The 23,764-nt window shown below is 52.1% G+C and carries 16 protein-coding genes; 12 read left to right on the forward strand and 4 right to left on the reverse strand.

Translation table 11 applies throughout. From position 1 onward, the window contains the following. Positions 1 to 3: 3 nt before the first annotated feature. The 11 genes from RSC70_RS00510 (at position 4) to RSC70_RS00560 (ending at position 14,469) form a co-directional block, all read left to right on the forward strand. A complete protein-coding gene (locus tag RSC70_RS00510; protein ID WP_304187008.1) occupies positions 4 to 510 on the forward strand; it encodes a DUF3304 domain-containing protein in 507 nt (168 codons plus the stop codon). Next, on the forward strand, positions 501 to 2,858 hold the full coding sequence (locus RSC70_RS00515) for a T6SS phospholipase effector Tle1-like catalytic domain-containing protein (protein WP_332541290.1): 2,358 nt from the start codon (positions 501 to 503) through the stop codon (positions 2,856 to 2,858). The genes RSC70_RS00510 and RSC70_RS00515 overlap by 10 nt, the downstream gene beginning before the upstream one ends. A 9-nt stretch (positions 2,859 to 2,867) precedes the next feature. Next, complete coding sequence (locus tag RSC70_RS00520; protein ID WP_046457902.1) at positions 2,868 to 3,125, forward strand: PAAR domain-containing protein; 258 nt, start codon at positions 2,868 to 2,870, stop codon at positions 3,123 to 3,125. Continuing rightward, the gene (locus tag RSC70_RS00525; protein ID WP_332541292.1) at positions 3,122 to 4,252 is read left to right on the forward strand and encodes a hypothetical protein; all 1,131 of its coding nucleotides are present in this window, start codon (positions 3,122 to 3,124) and stop codon (positions 4,250 to 4,252) included. Before RSC70_RS00520 ends, RSC70_RS00525 begins: the two co-directional genes overlap by 4 nt. After that, positions 4,239 to 7,616 carry an ImcF-related family protein gene (locus RSC70_RS00530; RefSeq protein WP_332541293.1) on the forward strand — a complete coding sequence of 1,126 codons (3,378 nt, stop codon included), beginning with the start codon at positions 4,239 to 4,241 and terminating at the stop codon, positions 7,614 to 7,616. The genes RSC70_RS00525 and RSC70_RS00530 overlap by 14 nt, the downstream gene beginning before the upstream one ends. Next, positions 7,616 to 9,208 carry a type VI secretion system protein TssA gene (tssA, locus tag RSC70_RS00535; RefSeq protein WP_332541294.1) on the forward strand — a complete coding sequence of 531 codons (1,593 nt, stop codon included), beginning with the start codon at positions 7,616 to 7,618 and terminating at the stop codon, positions 9,206 to 9,208. Before RSC70_RS00530 ends, tssA begins: the two co-directional genes overlap by 1 nt. Positions 9,209 to 9,285: 77 nt before the next feature. Next, a complete protein-coding gene (gene tssF / locus RSC70_RS00540; protein ID WP_025801648.1) occupies positions 9,286 to 11,049 on the forward strand; it encodes a type VI secretion system baseplate subunit TssF in 1,764 nt (587 codons plus the stop codon). Beyond that, entirely contained in the window at positions 11,013 to 12,098 is a 1,086-nt protein-coding gene (gene tssG, locus RSC70_RS00545) for a type VI secretion system baseplate subunit TssG (protein WP_332541296.1), read from the forward strand. The genes tssF and tssG overlap by 37 nt, the downstream gene beginning before the upstream one ends. Next, positions 12,079 to 12,627 carry a type VI secretion system lipoprotein TssJ gene (tssJ, locus tag RSC70_RS00550; protein WP_279078575.1) on the forward strand — a complete coding sequence of 183 codons (549 nt, stop codon included), beginning with the start codon at positions 12,079 to 12,081 and terminating at the stop codon, positions 12,625 to 12,627. The genes tssG and tssJ overlap by 20 nt, the downstream gene beginning before the upstream one ends. A 3-nt stretch (positions 12,628 to 12,630) precedes the next feature. Next, complete coding sequence (tssE, locus tag RSC70_RS00555; protein WP_040045974.1) at positions 12,631 to 13,068, forward strand: type VI secretion system baseplate subunit TssE; 438 nt, start codon at positions 12,631 to 12,633, stop codon at positions 13,066 to 13,068. A 33-nt stretch (positions 13,069 to 13,101) separates the two neighbouring features. Continuing rightward, positions 13,102 to 14,469, forward strand: coding sequence for a VasL domain-containing protein (locus RSC70_RS00560; RefSeq protein ID WP_332541298.1), 1,368 nt, complete (start codon positions 13,102 to 13,104; stop codon positions 14,467 to 14,469). A gap of 37 nt (positions 14,470 to 14,506) precedes the next feature. Here the strand turns inward: RSC70_RS00560 and RSC70_RS00565 are convergent, their stop codons facing one another. Beyond that, a complete protein-coding gene (locus tag RSC70_RS00565) occupies positions 14,507 to 16,888 on the reverse strand; it encodes a DUF3772 domain-containing protein (RefSeq protein WP_332541299.1) in 2,382 nt (793 codons plus the stop codon). Between the two features lie 159 nt (positions 16,889 to 17,047). After that, on the reverse strand, positions 17,048 to 18,538 hold the full coding sequence (locus RSC70_RS00570) for an efflux transporter outer membrane subunit (RefSeq protein ID WP_332541300.1): 1,491 nt from the start codon (positions 18,536 to 18,538) through the stop codon (positions 17,048 to 17,050). 373 nt (positions 18,539 to 18,911) lie between these two features. Between RSC70_RS00570 and amyA the strand changes: the two genes are divergently transcribed. Further along, complete coding sequence (amyA, locus tag RSC70_RS00575; protein WP_332541302.1) at positions 18,912 to 20,393, forward strand: alpha-amylase; 1,482 nt, start codon at positions 18,912 to 18,914, stop codon at positions 20,391 to 20,393. A gap of 9 nt (positions 20,394 to 20,402) precedes the next feature. On the opposite strand, the gene RSC70_RS00580 is transcribed toward amyA, so the two are convergent. Both RSC70_RS00580 and RSC70_RS00585 read right to left on the reverse strand, forming a co-directional pair. Beyond that, complete coding sequence (locus tag RSC70_RS00580; RefSeq protein ID WP_332541305.1) at positions 20,403 to 21,425, reverse strand: Csu type fimbrial protein; 1,023 nt, start codon at positions 21,423 to 21,425, stop codon at positions 20,403 to 20,405. Further along, positions 21,379 to 23,742 (reverse strand): fimbria/pilus outer membrane usher protein, encoded by a 2,364-nt coding sequence (locus tag RSC70_RS00585; RefSeq protein ID WP_442904241.1) that lies wholly within the window; start codon positions 23,740 to 23,742, stop codon positions 21,379 to 21,381. The genes RSC70_RS00580 and RSC70_RS00585 overlap by 47 nt, the downstream gene beginning before the upstream one ends. Between the last annotated feature and the right edge of the window lie 22 nt (positions 23,743 to 23,764).

The raw sequence follows: 23,764 nt of genomic DNA on the forward strand, positions 1-23,764 counted from the left end.
GTAATGAATAAAACATTAAGGAATTGCGGTGGTGTACTAATGCTGCTGGCTCTGTTGACAACAGGATTTACTGCAGCAGCGAGAGATGGAGTTTCTAGTGGAGCAAATTTAACCGGTGTGAACCACACTCAAAAAGAGATCACTAGTTTTACGGCAAATGGATATAGAGGGCAAGTGGGAGGCTATACCTGCTGTGTTATGCTCCAAGACAAATGGGTACCTGGAATGAAGGTAAATATAGAATGGAAATCAGCCTCTAAAAATACGCATTCGTTTCCTGGCTATGCTGATGAGAGAAAATATAAAGAATGGGAAAAGAGTGTAAAGGATGATTATGTATTTCATTCTGCAGTAGTAGATATTCCTAAATATAGCCAAGCGTGTGATTTGGTTATTCATTTTTTACCCTGCGATCAAGTCAAAGCTACTGTGGCATGTTCTGTTTACGGTAGAGGTGACTACCCAATAAAAGAACCATTAAATATGCCGGAGCCGAAAACATGTCAATAACAACTAATAAAAGCTCAGTCTGTGCTCCACCATTATTTCCTTCAGTAGGACGATTTCCGACGTCTAAACTTCAAGTTGAAGAAAACTATAATAAGCAAAAAAAAGAAGAAAATCGTTTTTTACTTCAATGCAGTGAGTCTGCAGGAAAAAAAACAGGCTTCACCTGCAGCCAAAGCTTGCATGTCAGCCTATTTTTTGATGGTACAGGGAATAATGACAAAAACGATAGTGAGAAGAAAGATGACAAGATCCCACATCCCACAAATATAGCGAAGCTTTTCCATGCATCGTTGTTAGCCGAAGATGCAAGGTTAAAAGGTTATTTCTCCTATTACATGCCGGGGGTTGGCACGCCATTTCCAGATATTGGAGAGATGGACTATAGCGGTGATGGTTTAAAGTATGCTTCTGGTGGAGAAGACCGAATTAATTGGGCATTACTACAGCTAGTCCATGCACTTTCGATTTCGTTGGGTGATGCGCCTTTAGCTGCGGAAAAAATGAAAACAACGATTGCTGATATGCGTGCCCATTGGCCGCTTACCGGTGAGGTGAATCGTCGTAACGCGTTTAATAATTTGCTAGAGCCCCTTCGTTGCAAGATCGATACAGCAAATCCTAAAATATTGGCGATTAAACTTTTCGTCTATGGCTTTTCTCGCGGGGCGGCGGAAGCGCGCACCTTTGTGAATTGGCTAAGCGAAATGTTTACAACTCCGAAGGGCGCTGAACTGCCGGAGCAAACTATTTTAGGATTGCCGCTTAGCATTGAGTTTCTCGGTATTTTGGATACCGTACCCTCAGTGGGTATTGCGCACGTTGCGCCTTTTGCTGCAGGCCATATGGGCTGGGCGGATGGTACTCAGCAATTGCCTGATGAAAAAAAATATCCTGACTATGTGAAATGCTGCCAGCACTTCGTGGCCGCCCATGAGCAGCGCTTAAGCTTCCCCCTCGATACAATCCGCAGGCCAAATGGCACATACCCGAGCTATGCAAAAGAGATTATATACCCGGGTATGCACTCGGATATCGGCGGCGGATATCCTAAGGGCGATCAGGGTAAGGCGACAGGGGGGGATGGTGAATTGCTATCGCAAATCATATTGCATGATATGTATGCGGCCGCTTTTGACTCAGGGGCACCTCTATCAGTCCCAGAGAATCTTATCCCTGAGGGGATTAAGTTTAAGTCGCCGTCGTTCGCAATGTCATCTGACTCACTTATTGAGTTTCATGTATCTCCAATATTAGTTGGGCGGTTCAACGCATGGCGTGAAACTATCCTTTCTGAAAATGAAACGCAGCAGAGTGGTGAAACTAAGACGGCAGTGGGCTATAAGCCTCATCTATTAAGCCATTCACTTGAAACCAAGATTGAGGAGCAGATGGGGTGGATCACCGCGTGGCGTATTGGGCGTTATGCACGTGGTAGCTATCAGGTTCAGGGTTTTTATACAAATGCCACACAGTGGGATGCTGAGACGCAAAAACGGAAGAAAGACGAATATGACGAGGCAGTAAGCGAAATCAAGCAATCTAGACAGACCAAGCGAAAAGATTCAAACGACTCTATCCCAACCACAGGTATAAACAAGCAGGGTATTCCAGAGTTTGAACCCACTTTGGATAAGCAGCAGCTACGCGAAGCTGCCCGTGAGTTTGAACACGATTATTACGATTGGAATCGTGAGCAAAATAGCGTGGCACAGGTGATCCTCGATACGATCCCAAAATATGCCATATACCTTATTAACAGCGATGATGAGCAAGTTGAATACGACGAGATGAAAAAGGCTGGCGAGGGGTTATATTCCAAATTATTTATCGATCGACTGGGAAGCGTGACCAAAGATCCGCAAATGGCCTTGGTTTGTGCGCTATATGATGAGCAAATTCATGATTCTCGCGCGTGGTTTATGCATTCTACTTTAAATTCCCGAGAGCCTTGGGCAGGCTATTTTCGCTATCGCATGATCTACAGCGGTAATGAAAACAATAAAGATCTGTCGCTGATTGCCGTTGCAGGCCAAGTTGTTGGTGCGGCAACGTTGGTCGGTGGCGTGATTTATACGGTGAAGCAGAAAAACGTGCAGAACGTGCTCGGTGGCGTGGCGGGAACCATCGGCGTGATGTCGGCAGAGTATAAAATTGTTGATTTAGCGACGGGATTAGATGTGCCACTGCTCCCGAATGCGATGGATCTGCTTGCGCCGACCAAGAATATTGGTGCACTTGTCAGAAGCCAAAAACAGCAGGCGATAGGCGCTCAGCACAATCAGAGAATGGATTATCTGAGTAGCTATCTCGGCATTGATGAACCCAGTGATGTGACTAAAGTGGCATAGGGGGTTGAAATGAAAAAGGTGATTCGTGTGGGTGACACCTTGAAAGAATATGGTGGCAAAGTGACGGGCGGCAGTTATAACGCCTTCGGCAAGCCGATATCCTGCGTGGGTGACAGCGCGGTATGTAATAAACATGGTGCAACCCGCATTGCTCAAGGCGCATCGGGCAGCACGATTAATGGAAAGGCCGTAGCGTTGGACGGCCACCGTTGCGAATGTGGTTGTACGCTGGTTAGCTCGTTGGCTCAGATGGATATTGCACCATGAAATTTCCGCCAGAATACCCCGATTATATCACCCCTGGGCCTATTCGTTGGCGACGATGGGGCATATTGCTCGCTGCTATTTGGTTAATCGGTTCGTTTCTGGCACTACTTCTACGTTCAACAGAGCAAGCTCCCTCCGGTTTGGCCTTTTGGTTTTTCATCATAGGTTTTCCTTCGTTATTTTGGGCACTTGCACTTGCTATCCGCTACCTACTGCTACAGATTGGATTGAAGAATCGCAGCAGCTATCAGCAGGTTGTTGAACAAGAGCAAAATGATTGGTGGCAAGAACGTTCTTTAGGTATTGCCATTGAAAAGGTTTACTTAATAGGCCCATTAGGTGACGAGCAATCGTTATATTCAGGAATAATGACAGGAGGAACACCTGCTCCCAATAATCCCACGTTGTCATCTCTACGCTACCCACTGTTATTAAATATGCCCACGGCACGAGAACAGGGTTTAGCACACCATTTGGCTCAGCAGTTAATTAATAGTCCAGAAATAAAATCACGATGGCAAAGCCTTGCTTATATTAGCTGGTTTGGCGATGAGGCAAGTTTCCAGATATTTATTGAAACAATAAAGTCTGCGGTCAATAGCATTTCATTTATACGATTAGATTTAAAGTGCATTGACGATGTGGACCACGTTATTGATGTTTTCCAGCAGAGTGTCGATGCTAATAAATGGATGCTTTGCGCAGGCACTTATAGTTTATCTCAATCTGCTGACGCTATTCCTGCAGGAGAGGCCGGTTTTGCTTGGATAGCGAGTCAAGCAGGTAACGCCCTTTTGCATCGTGCTGAGGAAATCGACGTTGCATCGGATGTAGAATCTGGTATGGCTGCTCGTCATCTAGAACGCTATGCCCATTTGGATGACATGCCTGAATGTTGCCTCGCGATGGACCAGAAAAGTATGGCTCAATTTCAGCCTGGAGGATGGTCGGCCATTGAACATATTCTTGCCCCTTATTGGGGGGCGCTAGGTGAAATATCTCCTTATATAGCGATATCAATGTCGCTTCTTCACACGCTAGATACGCAGCAGTCTTGTGGCTGGATGAGTCAGTGTACAGAAAATAAAATGGTTATTGGAGTGACCGTTCCTCATGGCAACCGATAAAAAAGATAATCCGAGTTCGTTGGTGCGTTTAGTTATAGGTTATTTAATCGTTATTTTCCTATTGGTGCTTATTGGCGTCCTTCTATATTTATTTGTTGGACCCTACTTTAAATTTCCAGAATTATCTTTGCCAACGTTATTATTATGGGGCGTGGGGTGCTGGTTTATACTGAGCTGGTTTTGTCCTTTATTTATTTTTATTTGGGATAAGCTTGCCCGTTCACGTGTTTTGTCAGATATAAAAACGAAAAAAAATGTAGAGACAAAAAAAGAAGGTGCTTGGGTACAACTTATCACCCACCTCCGCGCCCGCCACGGCCTCCTATGGCGCAATAAAATTCGCATCCTGCTAGTCGTTGGGGAAAACGCGTCTGCGGAAGCTATCGCGCCGGGGTTAACTACTCAGCAATGGCTGGAGGGGCAGGGTACATTATTGTTGTGGGGCGGTGGCGTGCAGGCGGAGCCGGATGAGGCGTGGCTGTTGGGGCTGCGTAAGCTGCGCCGTCGCCGTCCGTTGGATGGCGTGGTGTGGGTGATGAATGAGCAGCAGAGCGCGCAGGCTGGCGTTATCGATCAGGGCTGTCGTCAGCTGCAGAAACGTGGGCAGATTTTAAAACAGCAGGCACCGGTTTATCTGTGGCAGGTGTGTGACAGCGCGTGGCAGCAGGACGACCGCATTACCCAGCCAGTGGGGTGTTTGTTCCCCGAGAAAAACTCGCCGGAGAAACTGGCGGCCAGTTTGCAGAAGCTGGTCGCGCCGCTGCGTCAGCGCGGTATGACGCAGGTGTTGTTGAAAAACAGCCATGACTTTTTATTACGTCTGGCAAATCGTTTAGAGCGTAAGGGCATCGCTCATTGGCAGCAGGCGTTAACGCCGATGCTGCGCGAATATGCGTCGTCGCTGTCGCTGCGTGGGCTGATGTTTAGTTTGCCGCTGGCGTCGAAATCGGGTGTTGCTCAGCATGGCTGGTTGCCGGATGCGGCGTGGCAGGGTGTGTTGAGCGATCGTGCAGTGCGCGGTCGTCGGGTCGGGTTCTCTTGGGAGCAGAGCGCTTATTATGCCGTGATGGCGCTGGCGCTGCTGTGGCTCGCGGGCAGTATCCTGTCGTTTTTCACCAACCGTTCACAGATTGCCACGGTGCGCGATCAGGTTGATTTGCTGAATAAATCCAATGCTAAACCGATGGAACAGCTGGTTGCGCTACAGCTGTTTGGTAATACGCTCGGCCAGCTACAGTATCGGGCTGCGCATACGGTGCCGTGGTATCAACAGTTTGGATTAAGCCAAAATGACGCGCTAGAAAGTGCGCTGTGGCCGCATTACGACGTGGCGAGCCTGCGCTTGATCCGCGGGCAGGCCGCCGACGAGCTGCATCGTAACCTCAGTGAAATGGCCGCGCTGCCGCCCGATAGTCCTAAGCGCGCCAAGCTGGCACGCGCCGGATACGATAGCCTGAAAGCCTATCTGATGATGGCGAATCCAGACAAAGCCGATGCCGAATTTCTTACCCGCGTGCTGAGCGCCAATGAGCCAACGCGCACCGGCGTTGCCCCTGGCCTGTGGCAGGGAATGGCGCCAAGCCTGTGGACGTTCTATGCCGAAAATCTGCCCGCTCATCCTGAGTGGCGAATTAAGCCTGATACCGCAATGGTGGCGCAGGTTCGGCAGGTGTTGCTCAATCAGATTGGGCAGCGTAACGCCGAAGCTACGCTGTATCAGAATATGTTGCAGTCCGTCGCGCAAAACTACGCGGATATGGGGCTAGCGCAAATGGTGGGTGATACCGATGCGCAGTCGTTGTTTACCACCGAACAGGTGGTGCCGGGGATGTTTACCCGTCAGGCGTGGGACGGTCAGGTGCAGAAAGCCATCGATGATGCGGTGTCGTCGCGCCGTGAAGAGATCGACTGGGTGCTGAGCGATAACAAACATCCCGCCTCGGCGGATGTGTCTCCTGACGCGCTCAAAGCGCGCCTCACCGAGCGCTATTTCACCGATTTTAGCGGTGCGTGGTTGGATTTCTTAAACAGCCTGCACTGGAAGAAAGCACAGAATTTATCTGATGTGACCGACCAACTGACCCTGATGAGCGATGTACGCCAGTCGCCGCTGATTGCGTTGCTGAATACGCTGGCCTATCAGGGACAAACCGGACAGCGCGGCGAAGCGCTATCGGATTCGTTGATGAAATCGGCGCAAAACCTGCTGCATAAAGAGAAAGCGCCGGTGATCGATCAGCGCGTCAGCGGGCCAACGGGGCCGCTGGATAGCACCTTCGGACCGTTGCTCTCGCTGATGGGCAAGGGCACCACCACCAACGGTGTGATGAATGCCGATAGTTCGCTGAGCCTGCAAACCTTTTTAACTCGCGTCACACGGGTGCGGTTGAAGCTGCAACAGGTGGCGAACGCGTCCGATCCGCAGCAGATGACGCAGCAAATGGCGCAGACGGTGTTTCAAGGTAAAACGGTCGATCTGACGGAAACGCAGGATTACGGCAGCCTGATGGCGGCCAGTCTGGGCGAAGAGTGGAGCGGCTTTGGCCGTGAAATGTTTGTGCAGCCGCTGACTCAGGCTTGGCAAACGGTGCTGCAACCTTCTGCCGCCAGCCTAAATACCCAATGGCAAACCTCGATTGTGGCGAACTGGAACAGCGCCTTTGCTGGGCGTTATCCGTTTGCCAATAGCGGTAACGACGCTTCTCTGCCGATGCTTGGCCAGTTTATTCGCGCTAATTCAGGGCGAATTGAACAGTTCCTCACGCGTCAGTTGGCGGGCGTGCTGCACAAAGAGGGCAACACGTGGGTGCCGGATCAAATCAACAGTCAGGGGCTTCAGTTTAATCCTGAGTTTTTACAGGCTATCAACCAGCTAAGCCAACTGGCAGACGTGCTGTTCACCGACGGCAGCCAAGGCGTGCACTTTGAGCTGCGCGCCCAGCCAGCGCGCAACGTGGTAGAAACCAATCTGGCGATCGACGGTCAACGCCTGCGCTATTTCAACCAGATGGAAAGCTGGCAGAGCTTTAACTGGCCGGGTGCCACTTACCAGCCAGGCGTGATGCTGACGTGGACCAGCGTTAACGGCGGCGCTCGCCTGTTCGGCGACTATCAGGGCAGTTGGGGGCTAATCCATTGGCTAGAAAAAGCCAAAGTCACCAAGCTGGACGAAAGCAGCTACCGCTTAGCGCTGGATACGCCGGATGGCCTCACGCTGTCGTGGATCCTGCGTACCCAACTGGGCAGCGGCCCGCTAGCGCTGCTGAAACTGCGCGGGTTTAGCCTGCCGAGCAAAATTTTTGTGGTGAACGCGGGCGCGTCAGACGCGATGGTCAGTAATCACAGCGCGTTGGGGGATGAATAATGCTACAGGGATTAATCGCAGCCAGCATGAACGGGCGCGATGCTTTGGCATTGGCGGGCGAGCAGGTGGCGCTGTGGGACAAATGGCTGTTACCGATTAGCGCTGATGTGCCAGCGGGGGAAGACCCGGGCTACGACGATGATTTTCAGCGCATGCGCGAAGAGGTTAACCGCCTGTCGGGGGCTGACACCGATCTTATCTGTCAGTTAGCTGAAAAGCTGCTGACTACCGCGTGTAAAGACGTGCGGGTGGCGACCTACTACCTTTGGGCGCGTTTGCATCGCGATGGAGAAACCGGGCTTGCCGATGGTTTAACGCTGCTGGCGGGCGTGGTGTCTCGCTTTAGCGATACGGTGCTGCCGCTGCGTGCGCATAGCCGCAAGGTGGCGATGGAATGGCTGACCAGCAGCAAAGTGCTGGATAGCCTGTCGCGTTATCCAGAAGTGGTGAAAGCCGATGTGGAGCGCACGGTGGCCGCGTTGGCGCTGTTGGACAGCGCAATGCAGGTGTGGCCAGAGGAAGAACGCCCATCGCTCGGCGGACTTTATTCGGCGCTGGATGCACGCTTAGCGCAGGCGGGCGGCCTAGACGCGGTGGTGCCGCAGAACAGCGCGCCAGCGGGGCAAAAGGAAGACGCGGGATCGACGATGGGTTTACCTACCCTCAAGCAGATCCAATCAGGACGTGACTTGCTCGATCAGGCGCGGGAGCTGGCGCGTTACCTGCGCGATCAGCCGCAGGGCTGGCTGTCGAGCAGTCGGCTGATGAAAAGCCTGCGTTGGGATACGGTGCATCAGTTGCCGCCGCAGGATGCCTCGGGCAATACGCGCTTAACGCCGCCACGGGCGGACAATCGCGCCCAGCTTAAACGCCTGCATATGCAGCAAAGTTGGAATGAGCTGCTGGAACAGGTTGAGCGTATGTATGCCGAAGGCGTGAATCATTTTTGGCTCGATTTGCAGTGGTATGCCTGCCAAAGCTTGAGCAAACAAGGCCATCCTTATGACGCGTGGGCCGATATCGTAAAGCGCGATTTGGGCATGTTTTTAGAACGTCTGCCGGGGTTGGAGGAGATGACCTACAACGACGGCACGCCGTTCGCCGACGAGGTGACTCGCGACTGGATTGCCCAGCATGTGAGCGGCAATCAAGAGCAGTGGGCTGCGCCACCGGCATCGGCTCAGCCGCAGGGCGATGACGACGTGTTAGCGCTGGAAGGTGAAGCGCTGGCGCAGGCCGATAGCGATGGCGTTGAAGCCGCGCTGACGTGGCTAAGCACCCGCTCGGGCATTCATACCCCGCGCAATCGCTGGTTGTTGCGGTTGCTGATGGCGCGCATTGCCGAGCAGTACGGCAAAAATGAAATGGCGCTGCATCTGTTAACCGAACTGGATATCAATCCGTCCCAACTGACGCTGGCGGAATGGGAGCCTGCGCTGAGTTTCGAAGTAAAAGCTCGCCTGCTGAAACTGTTGCGCTTGAAATCACAGCGTAACGATAGCGATAAAGCGGCGCTGGCGCGGCGTATGGAGACCTTGTTAGCCGGACTGGTGAACATCGATCCGGTGAGAGCCGCCGTGCTGTGTGGCTGATACTGCCGCAGATTATTGCCTGATTTTAGTTTTACCTCCCCCGATTTTTTAACCTTTCTCATGAGAACACAATTCGCATGGATGACTTAACTCTGCGCTATTTTGAAGCAGAAATGCGCTATCTGCGTGAAGCAGGTAAAGAATTTGCCGAAGCGCATCCTGACCGCGCGGCCATGCTTAATCTGGATAAGGTGGGCGCACGCGATCCCTACGTGGAACGTCTGTTTGAAGGTTTTGCCTTCTTGATGGGGCGACTGCGTGAAAAGCTGGATGACGACTTGCCCGAGCTAACCGAAGGCCTTGTGAGTCTGCTGTGGCCGCATTATTTGCGCACCATCCCGTCGCTTTCCATCGTGGAGCTCTCGCCGGACTGGTCGCAGATGAAACACAGCGAGCGTGTGGCTGGTGGTTTTGAAGTGATGTCGCAGCCGGTGGGGCAGCAGAAAACTCGCTGTCGCTATAGCACCACGCAGGATCTCGATCTGCTGCCGTTAAATTTGTCTAAGGTGGGGCTGAGCACTGAGCCGGATGGTCGTTCGGTGATCCGTTTCCGCTTTGAATGCAGCGAACTGGCCGACTGGGCGCAAATCGATCTTAGCCGCCTGCCGCTGTATTTGAACGCGGATAGTCCGGTGGCGAGCGCCCTGCATCAGGCGTTAACGCTGCAAACGCAGGCCATGTATCTGCGTTTACCGGAACGGCCTGACCGCCAGCGTATCGATGGTTACTTTTCGCCGCTGGGCTTTGGCGAGCAGGACGGTCTGTGGCCGAAAGGGGAAAGCGCCTTTAGCGGCTATCAGCTGCTGTTGGAGTTTTTCACCTTCCGGCAGAAATTCATGTTTGTCGGTTTGAACGGGCTGGAGCAGGTTGAACTGCCCGCCGCACTGCCGTGGTTTGAAATTGAGGTGGTGCTGAGCGAGCTGTGGCCATACGACATGCCGTTTGACGCTGAAAACCTGCGTTTGCACTGTGTTCCCGTGATTAATCTTTTCCCGTTAGAGGCCGATCCGCTGCGCCTTTCGCCGTTGGAAACCGACTACCTACTGCGCCCGATGCGCTTGCAGGATGGGCATACTGAGATCTATTCGGTCGATAGCGTCGTCTCTTCGAAACATACCGGACACCAAACCTACGTGCCTTTCAGCAGCTTCCGACACAAAGGCGGCATGATGCGTTACGACGCGCCGGAACGCTATTTTCATACGCGGGTGAAACGCGGTGCTTCTGGGCTGCACGATACGTGGCTGATCCTCGGCGGCGAAGCGTTCGACAGCGATAAGCTGCTGGCCGAAGAAAACTTGTCACTGAGCCTGACCGGCACCAACGGCCAACTGCCGCGTAAGGCGCTGCAAAGCACGCTGCTGGATACCGTAGTTCAATCGACGCAAACCAAACTGTCGGTGCGAAATCTGTGCGCGCCAACCATGCCGTGCTATCCGCCGACGCGCGACCGTTTTCACTGGCGAGTATTAAGCCACCTTGGTTCGAATTTCCTGCCGATGATGGATAACGCCGAAGTGCTGCGCGGCACGCTTTCGCTGTATGACTGGACTGGCGACGAGCTTAACCGCCGTCGATTAGCGGCGATTGTTGACGTGAAACATCATCTGATCCAGCGCTTTGAGAAGGGCTTTTTGCTGCGCGGCGTGGACATTGAAGTCACGCTGGATAGCAACGGTTTTTCCGGCGAGGGGGATATCAGCCTGTTTGGTGAAATGCTTAGCCGCTTCTTTGCGCTGTATGCCGATATTCATCTGTTTAACCAGCTTACGTTGATACTGCAACCCTCAGGGAAATGTCTGCAATGGAAAGAGAATCACAGTCAGCGCATTCCGGGCTAATGACGGCGCTGCAAGGGCGCATGTCGGAGGTTAACGTCTATCGCTTTTGCCAGTTGCTGGAGCGGGTGGCACCAGAAAGACCGGCGTTGGGAAGTACTGCCAGCCCGCATGACGATCCGGTGCGTTTTCGTCCTCATCCTGGCATGGGATTTCCCGTTAGTGAGCTGAAATCACTGGAAAGTGATGAGTTTCACCCAGAGCGTCCACCGACGGTGCGTACCACGTTTCTAGGGTTATACGGTGTTGATTCACCGCTGCCGACCTCATACCTCGACGATATCGCACAAAGGCGAGAAGGGCATGAGGCGCTGGAAGCGTTTCTGGATATTTTTAACCACCGTATCTTTACCCAGTTTTATCGTATTTGGCGCAAGTATTCCTATCCGGCCACTTTTCAAACCGGCGGAACGGATGAAACCTCGCAGTGCCTATTGGGGCTGATTGGTTTAGGGATCCCCGGCACTTCTTCACATATTGCCACGCCGGTATCGCGGTTTTTGGCCTTGCTGAGCGTGATGCGCTTACCGACGCGCACCGCCGAAGGGGTGATGGCGTTAGTGAGACTGTTGGCACCGAACACCACGGCGGTGGTCACGCCGCACGATCGCCAGCAAATTGCACTCAAACAGCCTGCCGGACTAGGGCAAGCACAGCGGATTAATTTGTCTCAACGAGCCGTATTGGGTGCGACGGGAACGGATGTGAATACCCAACTGTTGCTCACGCTGCACACTACCGATTTGACCGAGGCGAAGGGCTGGCTGCCAGGTGGTCAACTGCATACCGATCTGATGGTTTTACTGCGCGTTTATCTGGGATGGCGTTGCAATGCGCGGCTAAAACTGGTGCTACCGACCGCCATATTGCCGCCGCCGGTATTAGGTAAAACACCGGTTCAGCTCGGTTTAACCGGCCTGCTCGGCCTACACGCCGCCGCACCTGCGGCCTTAGCTCTACCCAACGAGATCACGGTTAACTTGGGGCATTATCAAGGATTACAGCCGAATACGGCGAACAGAGAGGTTAAGCATGTCAATTTTCGCTTCTAAGCCCCGTACATTAAAGGCGACAGCGATGGCGTTGTCCGCGCTGTTGCTGGCGGGCTGTGGCCTGACGCAGAGCGTGGCAGACGGCACGGCATCGGTGACTAAATCGATATTTTATAAGCAGATCAAAACGCTGCATCTGGATTTCAGCGCCCGCGAGGCGCTTAACACCGACGCCAACGACATGAGCGCGCTGTCGGTGCCTACGCTGGTGCGGGTTTATCAACTGCGCGATAGCAAAGCGTTCGAACAGCTGGATTATCAGAGCCTGTTGGTGGACGGCGATGCGAGCCTGAAAGCGGATTTGCTCAGCGAACGTGAAGTGGTGGTGAAACCGGGAACCGGTGCGTCGCTGAATATGCCGATGGAAAAAGAAGCCAAGTTTGTGGCGATCGTTGGGCTTTTCCGTATGCCTGATATGCAGAAAAATAGCTGGCGGTTGGTTATCGACCGTGAAGATTTGCTGCCTGACGATCCACGAATTATCGAGCTGAGAAATAACGCGCTTAGCCTTAAACCAGTGAAGGACTAGACCATGACGTCTCAAAACCCTTCATTGTATGAAATGCTGACGCTGAACTTTGGCGGTGAGCTGGATTTGCAGCGGGTGAGCGAACGCGATCAGGTGATTTTATCGGTGCTCGATAATATGCAACGCATCCTGAATAGCCGCGCTGGCACCTTGGCGCATCTGCCCGACTATGGCCTGCCCGACATGAGCCAGATCTTACAAGGCATGCCGGGATCGGCGCATGGGCTGCTGTCGCTGCTTTCGGCGACGTTATTGAAGTATGAACCACGCCTTGAAAGCCTGTCGATTACGCTGCTCCCCCAAACGCGCAGCGGCCATCTGGAATACACCCTTGAGGCTCAGCTGAAAGAGCTTGGTCTGGTGCGCTTTGGCACGGAGTTTGCGCCTGAGGGAAAAGTGTTGGTGCGCCATCTCAAACAGCAGCAGTTTGTTTCCGCTTAGTTTTTCTTTCTTTTTACGGAGCTTCACTTACGCATGGCTTCTTTCTCCGAACAACATTTACGTACCGGCGGCGATCCGCGCACCCTGAGCGAATTTACCGCACTGCGCGATGAGCTGAATAAGCTCACGCACCCCGCGCGTCCTGACGTCGATTGGCAAAAAGTGGAACAACTGTGTTTAGGACTCTTTCGCCAAAACGGGGTTGAGCTGCAAACCACCGCGTATTACACGCTGGCACGCGCGCATCGCGCAGGATTGGCAGGCATTGAAGAGGGGTTGGTACTCGTCGATGGTTTGCTGACGCATCAGTGGCCAGTATTCTGGCCTGCGCAAACGCACGCTCGCATGGAAATTCTTGGCTGGCTTGCCACACGCCTGCAACAGTTGCTACGCGGCTATGTATTTAAGTATAGTGACTTGCCGATTATTTATCGCACTGAAACGCTGCTGGAACATCTGGGCGAAGTGCTGGCACGTCTGGAGCTGAAGCATCTCAGCCAGCTAGATGGTTTGTATCATCTGATGCATAACACCGCGCTTCGGCTGGAAAGTTTGGATGGCGATAATGCGATCCAGGGCGGCAGTACGCTGGCTACTCGCCCATCGATGTCGATAGCCGGGCCTGAAATGCAGGATGATTCACCGCTGGTGTATGTGGTTCAAGCCGAAGCAAAACCGGTGATCATGCGGGTGGAAAATACCGCGACCGGCATTCAGAAAAGCCATTGGGTTGGTTTTGCGGCTGGATTAATTTGCATGGCGTTGGTGGGCAGCGCAGGGCTGTGGGGTTGGAATGCGTGGCATCAGGAGCCCGTACGCAATGTGCTGTTAGCCACGGTAGAACCGTTGCCGCAGCCGTTGTCGTCGGAGCAGATGAATACGCTGCGAACCGAGAAAGCGGACAAGCTACCTTCTTTAACGAATGAGATGGTGGCGGCCACGCAAAAGCAGTTGGAGACTATCAATAGTTTACCCGCACTTTGGTCGCTGAACTATGCCTCTCAGTTGGTTAAGCAGGCGCAAACGCTGTGGCCGCAGACGCCAGCGGTCGATCAGCTAGCTGCCGGTTGGTTGCTAAATTTGAATGCGCAGGCAGCCGCCAGTGATTCGTTGGGGGATTGGCATATGGCGCAAAGCCGTCTGCAATTGCTCGCCAATAAGCTCAATGGATTGGACGAGCAGCGCGGGAAATATATGACCGTTTCAGAGCTGAAATCGTCTATTTTTGCCATTCAACAGCCGTTGGTGAAATCACCGCCGCTGGAGGAACTGTTGCGCCAACTGTCTGAACAGCAAAACGCCGGAAAAGTATCTCCGGCGCTGGTTCGTCAGATCGACAATCGTTTTAAGCAGCTGCAAAGCCGTTATATGTTGCTGATGATGGAGCCAAGATCGTTATAAGTTCAGCGGGCTACGTCTTCAGACGTAGCCCGCGGTTTTACTCTTCTGTTAGCGCCGCTGGCGCTCTTTCAATCACCATCGTCTGGCTTTGACTCAGAGTGATGCCCGCCGCTCGTAGCCTTTTCAAAATCTCATACAATAAATCACTCTTCGTACCGCTCACCACGCGAGGACTCGCCACATAGCCCGTGACGCTGAGCACAATACCGTTTGGCCCTAACTCCTTGAAACTCACCGACGGTGCGGGAGCCGGCTGTATGGCGACATGCTGGTGATAGGCGTCGAGCAGTAGAGCGCGTGTTTGCTCAGGATCGATATCCAATGGGAAGGTGAGCGCAATCGTCACCACGCCCTGCGCATTGCCCATGGTGGCATTGCGGACGTTTTGCGAAATCAACTGGGAATTGGGCACAATCACGGTGGAACGGTCGCTGAGCTGAATCTCAGTGGCACGGACGTTGATGCGGCGAATATCGCCCTCAACGCCGCTGATGCTGATTAAATCACCGACTTTGACCGGACGTTCGGTCAGTAAAATCAGGCCGGAGATGAAGTTTTTAACAATCTCTTGTAGGCCAAAACCGATCCCAACCGAGAGGGCGCTGACGATCCATGCCAGCTTGTTCCATTCAATGCCTAGGGTGGAGAGCGTGAGTAAGATAATCAGCACGTAGCCGACGTTGGTGAACAACGTGACCAACGAGGCACGCATGCCGCGATCCATCATGGTTTTGGGTAGGAAATCGTTATCCAGCCAACGACGCGCGGTGCGCAGAATATACCAACCAATGACCAAGCACAGCACGGCATTCAGGGCGTGCGCAGGAATAATCGTAAAGCCGCCTAACCCTTTGCCGCGCCAAATTTCGACCACTTTTTGTAGCAGGGCGAGCGGGGTGGTTGAGCCATAGGTTCCGCTTAGTAGTGCGATAACCGCAAACAGTACCAAAACAGTTTTGCCTACCGCGGCGAACAATGTTGCGGCTAAGGAGAGATGGCGATCGCTTAGGCTGAGCGTGCTTTTGAGGATTTTCCCTGAGTGGTTGCTGGGCGTAAATACGCTTTCGCAGAGGTCAGTCATCAGGTGAATCAGCAGGTATAAACAGGCCAAAACCAGCCAGACCCAGATCAGCTCATAGGTGAGGAAACGCGCCAGCAGAATGTAGCCTGTGAGCAGGGAGATAATAATGGCAAACGAGGTGGCGCTGATCGCCAGATGGATAAATCCAGCCAGCGCCGAGCGCGCGCTAACCTGCTCGTTATTAGTGTTTCGCCCATGACGCAGCCGAGTGACGCGCACAGCCATGAAAATCGCAATAAGCGCCACCAACAGCGACAATAATCCGCTGCAAAAAACTGTAGCCGCGATGCTGGCACCGACCAAGTTATTGAGCTGTTCAAGAATGCTGAAAATGAAAACGGCGGCGGCAATGAGCGTTGGAAAAGGTGCCAAGGCTTTGGCGGCGTTATCGGAGATGTTTGGCAGTCGCCAAGAAGGATGGCGATTGGAGAGTAATGCATTACCCAGACCGGCAATCAGGCTGGAGAACACGGTGAGCCGCACCAGCGTTTGCGCAAATTCGACCAGCATCGGCGAGGTGTCGGGCAGGCGAATGAAGAGATAGCAGAGAAAATGGGCGCTAGTGCCGAGCATGACGGCGGTGAGCACGGTGGTGGTGAAGGCGAGAACGCTGCGGCGCAGGCGACCTTCGGGTAGCCAACGTTGCATCATGGCGCTGACCGGTTTATCCAGCACGGTATGGCTGAAGACGCCAAAGGCGAGCGCTAACAAGAGATAGAACACCGAACCTGCTTTCCAACCGGGTTGCCAAGCGTTGTCCCACGCATTGCTTAGCTGTTGATTAAAATCGCTGAATTTATCCAGATCGTGATTCTGAGAATAGAGTATTGGAGACCAAAAACTTTGTCCCAGAATGGTGCCTGAGTTAAGTGCGATTTGAGATTTTAACGCTGAGCGGCGCAGGTTATTAATTTGGGTAGAGAGATTGGCTGCGTTAGTTTTTACCGCATTAATTTGCTCAATTTGTTTATCTAGCTGGGTTTTGGTGCGGTTCAGTGCCGTTCTTTGCTGGGTAACTTCAGGAGTTTCATCAGCGGCTTTGGGGCCGAGTACGTCGAGCTGCGCCTGTATCTGCGCGATTTCCGGCGTGAGTGCGGCGGCCTTGGCATCGGCCTCTTCAGCCAGCTGTAGCGTCTCGCTGTTGAGCTGGCCGAGTAATTTTTCATGTTGGGCGTTGGCGACCTGCTGCTTGATGGTGTCGAGTTTTTTCTGCAACACGCCGCTATCGACTTGCGTACTCGCTGTGACCTGCTGCGTGCTGTTGCTTGCGGCATGGCTCATGAGCGGCGTTGCTAGCAACATAACTAACAGCGCGTAGGTTTTTAGCATTTTCAGCATGTAAAAGAGATCTCGGTTGAGCATTAATCGGCTAAATATTCGTTAATTATAGAAAAAAAGGTAGGCGTTTTGTGAATCATTTTGTGAACTTGGTTACAGGCAGGAGAGGTGCGAGGAGAAATATGGGCAGCTAAGAGAAACCTTGCTGCCCATATTTACTTATGACTTGCTCGATGTTCCGCTCGCTCGGTATCCACCGCCGAGTGATTTGGTGAGGTTGATATCGGCATCGATCCAACGGCCGTGCAGCTCGATCAGCTTGGATTGTTCCGCTAACAAAGGAAGCTTAGCTTTTGCCACGTTAACGCCGCTGATTAAACCTGCTTGGAAGCGCATTTGGGTGAGCGACCAGATTTTTTGATCGCCGTCCACCACTTCGGTTTGATGTACGCTTTGATCTGAAATCGTTTGGATCTGGGTAATGCCTTTCGTGACTTCTGTGACGGCATTGACTACCGCTTTGTTGTAGCTGGCGATATTCAAGTTGCTGTCGCTTTGTACAATGCTGAGATTGGCGTTAAGGCGTCCACCATCAAAAATAGGCAGCGTTAAGCCAAATATGCCGCCCATTTGCTGCGCGGAGCCACGGAACAGATCGCTGAGGTGCAGTGCATCGTTCTGCAAGAATCCCATTAGGTTAATATCTGGATAGAAGGCGGCTTTGGCGGCATCAACTTGGCTTAACGACGCGTCGATATACCAGTGCGCTGCTTGTAAATCAGGGCGGCGGGCTAGTAATTCGTAGCTGAGATTTTGCGGTAGGGTGCTAATGACGTCGGGTAGCGGTACCGTTTTGAGCGCAGGCAACGGCGTTTTCAACCCGATAAGCGCCTGTAAGTTCGCCCGTAACAAGAGCAGATTGCCGCGCGATGCGTCGATTTGTTCATCGATTTTGGTGAATTGCGTTTCCGTTTCTGTTTGCTCGAGTGAGGAGATAATGCCTTCGCTGTAGAGCTCGCGATCCGTATCGACAATGATGGCCTCTTGGGCTTTGACCTCAATCAGGATGTCCTGCAATGCCTTAACGGTTTGAATATCCCAATAGATTTGGGTTACGGCGGAGGAAACCAGCAGTTCACTTTCAGCCAGTTCTGCCTGTCGTGCTTTGTAAACGCCGAGCGCTGATTCTACCTGCGCGCGGTTTTTCCCCCATAAATCCAGATCGTAGCTGGCCTGCAAACCGAAGGTGCCGTTGGTATACCATGGCCCCGTGGTGCCCGCAGCCGGATCGTCAAGGGCAAAAGGTCCCATCACACCTTCAGCCGACATCTTTTGGCGCTCCACGTCGGCACCGAAATTCACGATAGGCAAATCATCGGCGCGTGCGCGGTCGGTCTGTGCTTTGGCGATTTCAACGCGTTGGCGAACCACGGCAAGGCTCGGTGAGTCGGCCAGCGCTTGCTCAACCAGTTGGTTGAGCTGGGGGTTATGATAATTTTGCCACCAGTGGTTTCCCGGCCATGCGCGGAGTGCGCCTGCGGGGGCATCGTTGATGTGTATTTGGCTGAGATCGGTTTGCGGTAGCGGTGTTTTGTCTGAATGAATCATCGCGCAGCCACCGATCGCGAAAGATAAAGCGATAAGTAAACTGGAGCGGAATAGCTTTTTATTAGGAATAATAGAATGATTTTTTTTATTTGTTTTATTCATGGGTTTACTTGAATTGATAATAATGGATGATGATTTCATTATTAATATTGAAATGGAGTAATTAGTGAGCGAACACTAAAGGCTTTTCTTATTTTTATTTTATGCAGTTGTGCGGATACTGGTTATTTTTTTCTAAAAACTAAATGTAGTTTTTATAATTAATTTGAATTAATAGTTCATATGATTTTTTCATATTCATTATGAATGGTTGTTTCTTTTATTTAATAAATTAACTCCATTGTTAGTGCATTTTTAACGTTGATAGAACATCGCGCCATCAGGCATATAAAATGCGTTTTCTTTGAATATTTTTGGTTGTGTGCTGATTTTTCATCCATGCTTAGAGTTCGGCCTTTTTTGGGGATGACTCACGATGACAAAAACCACACTGTTTCAGTTCTTTCACTGGTATTACCCCGACGGCGGGAAATTGTGGCCAGAGGTGGCTGATAAGGCTGAGTATCTCTCTACGCTGGGAATAAGCCACGTTTGGCTTCCTCCTGCGTATAAAGGGGCCAGCGGCGGCTACTCCGTGGGGTATGACTCTTACGATCTCTTCGATCTCGGCGAGTTCGACCAGAAAGGGAGCGTGCCAACCAAATACGGTGATAGAGCGGGATTAGAACATGCGGCGCAGTGTTTGCAATCGCATGGGCTACAGGTGCTGTTTGACGCGGTGCTAAACCATAAGCTGGGTGCGGATGAGAAAGAGCGCGTGCATGTGCGCCGCGTCGAAGAGCATGACCGCAATGATATCGACGATAGCACTTTTGAAGCATTAGCTTACACCCGCTTCGTGTTTCCGGGACGGCAGGGGAAATACTCTGAGTTTGTTTGGGATTATCGCTGCTTTAGCGGCGTTGATTACATTGAAGATCCGAATGAAAACGGCATTTTTAAAATCATGAATGATTTCGGCGAGGATGGCTGGAACGACGATGTTGATAAAGAAAATGGTAATTATGATTATCTCATGGGCGCCGATATTGAATTTCGTAATGAGGCCGTTAATGAGGAATTAAAATTCTGGGGGCGTTGGTTATTGGATTCAGTGCCCTGCGATGGATTTCGTTTGGATGCGGTGAAGCATATTCCCGCATGGTTTTATTCCCAATGGCTAGACCACCTGCGTGAGCATTCTGGCCGTGAGCTATTTACCGTGGCGGAATATTGGTCGCCGGAGGTTTCAGCGTTACAGAACTATCTGCATGAAACTGAAAACAAACTGATGCTGTTTGATTCTGTTCTGCATACCAAATTTCATCATGCGTCTAAATCGGGCAGTGATTACGATCTTTCCACGCTGTTTGCTGACACGCTGGTGGCGAGTGCGCCTGAGAATACGGTAACGCTGGTTGCGAACCATGATACTCAGCCGTTGCAGTCGCTGGAGGCACCGGTGGAACCGTGGTTTAAGCCATTGGCTTACGCGTTAATCCTGCTGCGAGAACAGGGCGTGCCCTGCGTTTTCTATCCTGATCTGTTTGGTGCGACCTATACCGATAAAGGTGATGACGGCCAAGACTATGAAATCATCATGCCCGTAATTCCTGAGCTTGAAAAATTGATTGAGGCTCGTCAGCGTTTTGCTAACGGTGCACAGCATGATTATTTTGACACACCACAGTGTGTGGCCTTTGTACGTGATGGTACCGAGGAAGCACCGGGCTGCGTGGTGATCATGACCAACGGTGATGTGGCGTCTAAGCTCGTACAGCTGGCAGAAGGTTTGGCGGGGCGTCGATTTTACGATTTTCTCGGCAACCATGCCGATGTGGTTACCGCAGGTGATGATGCCAGCGCTGAGTTCCCCGTGTCGGCGGGGAGCGTCAGCGTTTGGGTTCTAGAGCAGTAAACGAAAGCCTTAAAAAGCGACGTCGACGACCAGCGTATCGTTGTAAACGCCGGCTGGTGGCGTGTTCTGAGTGGGAAATATTTTAGCCGTATAGCTATAGGTTTTCGTCATGGTGTCAGGGCTAGTGGTGGTGGCAGCAGTGCTGCTCCAGCGCTGGCTGCCGACCGATCCCCAGCGGTTATTGCTGGTTGACTGATAGATATCATAGCTGAGTAGATTTGCTACGCCATTAAGCATGTTGCGTACGCCACCGCTGGCATTTTGCCCATCACTGATTCCCACGGTATAGGTTGCGCTCTTGGTGCAAACCAAGGTGATAGTCCCAGATTGAGTGCTAAAGCTACCCGCCACTGGCGCACTGCCGAAGTTGATATCGGGCGCGGTAATGGTGGCGCAGTCGTTGGCGACGATAAGTGTGATCGGGATAGACAGGGTATCAGAACCGGGATCGGGGATTGCGCAGATACCAACTGCGCCGACGGTACAAATACTCCAGCTGATATTAAGATTGAGGGACGCGGTATAGGTTCCAGCAGCCACTGACTGTCCAATGACAGTCTGGATGGTAAATGGGAGGGTATACTGGGTGTTGCTTAATAGTGTTAGCAGCGTTGCGCTGGAAACTGCAGCTGTATCGGCAACTTGAATTTCCTTAGCCGGCGTACACGTTCGTGGAATGCAGTTTAGTTGAATGGGAATGGTATCCGTTGTGGTGCTGCTGGTTAGCAACGCTCGTGGCGTGTTAGCGGGCGTTGCGCTGGCAAAGTTGACGTTGATAAATCCCGGCGCTGCGATGTTTAGCACCGTGGTGCAGGTTAATTGAATATTTATCGTCTGCGATTGGGACGTGGCGTTGACCACGACAGAGCTTTGAGTGCCATAATTCACTATCACAGGCTTTGTGAGCGTACAAAGAGCATGCGCAGTGGGAGAGAAAAAGAAACTAGCAACTAAAGTGGTCATAACGGTGAGCAAGATCCTCATGTTACTGGTTCTCCGCAGTGGCGCTAAGTTGGCAGACAAATGGCCCATAGGTACTCAGCTTTTGTGAATGTTGGTCGGGTAGACTGAAATTAACTGTACAGTTTTGTCCATTGGGCGTGCGTATGCGCAATGTGTTTCGACGATCCAGATTTTCCAGATAGGCCAATCCATCCCAGCCGACGTAGGTGTCGGGTTTTCCCTGCTGCGATACGGTGCTCGACAGAGGAATAGCGGCTCCGGTTTGATCGTGCAAGATCACGCTGGCAGCACGGCGTTCGCGAACCGGGAAATGCACCACATAACCACTGTTGCGGCGCACAGAGATGCGTTGCTCCGTGGTATCCGCGTAAATATCAGCAGGCAAACTTAGGGTATCAATGCTGAATTTAGAGGGATAAAACGAGGAGACACCCGGCACCAGCATGTATCCCTGACGGTTTGTGGTGCCTTTGGGTTGGTTTTCAAAATTAACCCCAATATTGGGGTAGCCATCGGTGCTGACGATCACAAAGGAGTCGTTGATCTGATTAGCCATAAGCAGCGTGTTGTCCATATAAACTAACGCTCCCATCATTTCTCCCCACTGGGTATAACTGTTAGATGGGCCGTAAACGCCACCTTGTAGCTGAATATGCTCATTGCGCCAGCCGAGCGTGGCCTGCTGATAGTTACTTTGTTGTGACTGATTGGCGTAGGCCAGACTCCACTTAAACCCGCCGTCGCTTGGCATTGCGTGGTCATAGTTGACGGTTTGCTGATTCTCGCCTGTAGCACTGCGCTGGGTTGTCACACTGACGTTATCGAACGCGTTGAACGGAATTTGAATCGAGAGCGCTAATGCCCAATCTTGCTGCGAAGGATCGCGGCTGGCTGAGACGTAAACGGTGCTGTTGCCCCACAGGCTTTTATTCCACGACAGGTTGAGTAGTCGGGTGCGATCGCCCGCGAAGCTTTGGATATCGAAATAGGCCAGACCAAAGCTACCGAGTTGGTCTAGCGAAACTGCCGCCGAGTATTGGTCGCTGCTTTTGCTTAGCGAATAAGAGGACTGGTTGGAATTGCTCTGTGGCACGTCATACAGCGCGAGGTTACCAAAATTTTTATCGCGGCGGCTGTGCTGGGTGCCAACGTTGAAGCGCGAATTGCTGTATTGATATCCCCAGTCATATTGATTTCCGCCTTTGCCGTACATGGCGCTGGTGGTTACCGAGCTATTGAGTACGCCAAAATAACCCAGTTTAATCACTGAACCTAGCCCGCCGAGCGCTAACTCTGGCGCGCCTTCGGCGTGAGATTCCAGCGTAAGGAAATCGTTGATACCGTAACGATAGGAACCGCTGGCGGCGGCGCTTCCATAGGAGAAATCTTTTTCGCCGTAATTACGTCGTATTGCGCCAAGCGATAGTGTTGCGTCTGAAAGTCCGGGCTTCAGTAAGGTACTGGCGACATAAAAAGGCTGGGTGGTGGAGACGCGACGTCCCAGCGCATCCGTGGTGACTAAAACAGCCTCTCCCGCGCCGTTAACATACGGCAGGTTGGTGAGGGTGAACGGGCCCGGCTCAAGGTTCGTGCTGGCCGATTGGTAGCCGTTAATAAAGAGGTCGGCGGTGGTCGGCACCGCCGTTTGTCCATTAAAGGCGGGAAGCGGATATGTAATGATGTCGGGGCGTACGGAGAAATCGCGACCGACAGTAACGCCGCCTAAACGCACGCTGTTACTCCAACTGAGAGCACCGGTGATTAAATCTCCCACTTGCCAACTGAAAGCGTGGGCTTCGTTCACGCCGCTTAACGTGGTGTCGTAACGCCGAAATCCATCGTTGTTGTCGTCGCCGCTGTTATCACCAAAGCTTTTGCGTAATATGCCGGTGCTAGAGAGCGTTGCCTCTGGAGTAAAAATGCGAAATTCGTTCCACGCTGACGAAAGGGTGGATTCGCCCTGTGTATGGCTGGTGTAAACGTCATAGTTAAATAGCGCACCGCTACCGGCAACGGCTTGGGTTTGTTGGTTTGGGGTACCGGTGAATATCGATTGATTAGGCAGCCAGCTCGTCGGAATGTCGAGCAGTAGGCGCTGGCCTTCGCTGTCATAGTGCGTTTCGATTTCTGTATCAGCGGTTAAATCGGTTTCTGGCGAAGAAAACTTATCTGCCGGCAAACCAAGACCAATGAGCTCCGACGATTGGATATAAAAATGGCCGTTGCGTTGGATGACTGGAATGAGTTTGCCAGTATCGAAACGGTTAATGACCAAGGCTAAACGAAAGTGCTGCTCCTGATTGACAATACTTGCGGTGGGAGGCGGTGGCAGCTCACTGTTGCCCGGTTCGCCCAGTGCGATACCGGGCAAACTTAATGTGACCATAAGCTGCACAGCGTGGCTGCGC

The sequence above is a fragment of the Hafnia sp. genome, from assembly GCF_036648275.1.
Lineage (GTDB): Bacteria > Pseudomonadota > Gammaproteobacteria > Enterobacterales > Enterobacteriaceae > Hafnia > Hafnia alvei.

Coding starts and splice junctions, on each gene's coding strand:
- RSC70_RS00510 (WP_304187008.1), top strand. CDS start 4: ATGAATAAAACATTAAGGAATTGCGGTGGTGTACTAATGCTGCTGGCT.
- RSC70_RS00515 (WP_332541290.1), top strand. CDS start 501: ATGTCAATAACAACTAATAAAAGCTCAGTCTGTGCTCCACCATTATTT.
- RSC70_RS00520 (WP_046457902.1), top strand. CDS start 2,868: ATGAAAAAGGTGATTCGTGTGGGTGACACCTTGAAAGAATATGGTGGC.
- RSC70_RS00525 (WP_332541292.1), top strand. CDS start 3,122: ATGAAATTTCCGCCAGAATACCCCGATTATATCACCCCTGGGCCTATT.
- RSC70_RS00530 (WP_332541293.1), top strand. CDS start 4,239: ATGGCAACCGATAAAAAAGATAATCCGAGTTCGTTGGTGCGTTTAGTT.
- tssA (WP_332541294.1), top strand. CDS start 7,616: ATGCTACAGGGATTAATCGCAGCCAGCATGAACGGGCGCGATGCTTTG.
- tssF (WP_025801648.1), top strand. CDS start 9,286: ATGGATGACTTAACTCTGCGCTATTTTGAAGCAGAAATGCGCTATCTG.
- tssG (WP_332541296.1), top strand. CDS start 11,013: ATGGAAAGAGAATCACAGTCAGCGCATTCCGGGCTAATGACGGCGCTG.
- tssJ (WP_279078575.1), top strand. CDS start 12,079: ATGTCAATTTTCGCTTCTAAGCCCCGTACATTAAAGGCGACAGCGATG.
- tssE (WP_040045974.1), top strand. CDS start 12,631: ATGACGTCTCAAAACCCTTCATTGTATGAAATGCTGACGCTGAACTTT.
- RSC70_RS00560 (WP_332541298.1), top strand. CDS start 13,102: ATGGCTTCTTTCTCCGAACAACATTTACGTACCGGCGGCGATCCGCGC.
- RSC70_RS00565 (WP_332541299.1), bottom strand. CDS start 16,888: ATGCTGAAAATGCTAAAAACCTACGCGCTGTTAGTTATGTTGCTAGCA.
- RSC70_RS00570 (WP_332541300.1), bottom strand. CDS start 18,538: ATGAATAAAACAAATAAAAAAAATCATTCTATTATTCCTAATAAAAAG.
- amyA (WP_332541302.1), top strand. CDS start 18,912: ATGACAAAAACCACACTGTTTCAGTTCTTTCACTGGTATTACCCCGAC.
- RSC70_RS00580 (WP_332541305.1), bottom strand. CDS start 21,425: ATGGGCCATTTGTCTGCCAACTTAGCGCCACTGCGGAGAACCAGTAAC.
- RSC70_RS00585 (WP_442904241.1), bottom strand. CDS start 23,742: ATGGTCACATTAAGTTTGCCCGGTATCGCACTGGGCGAACCGGGCAAC.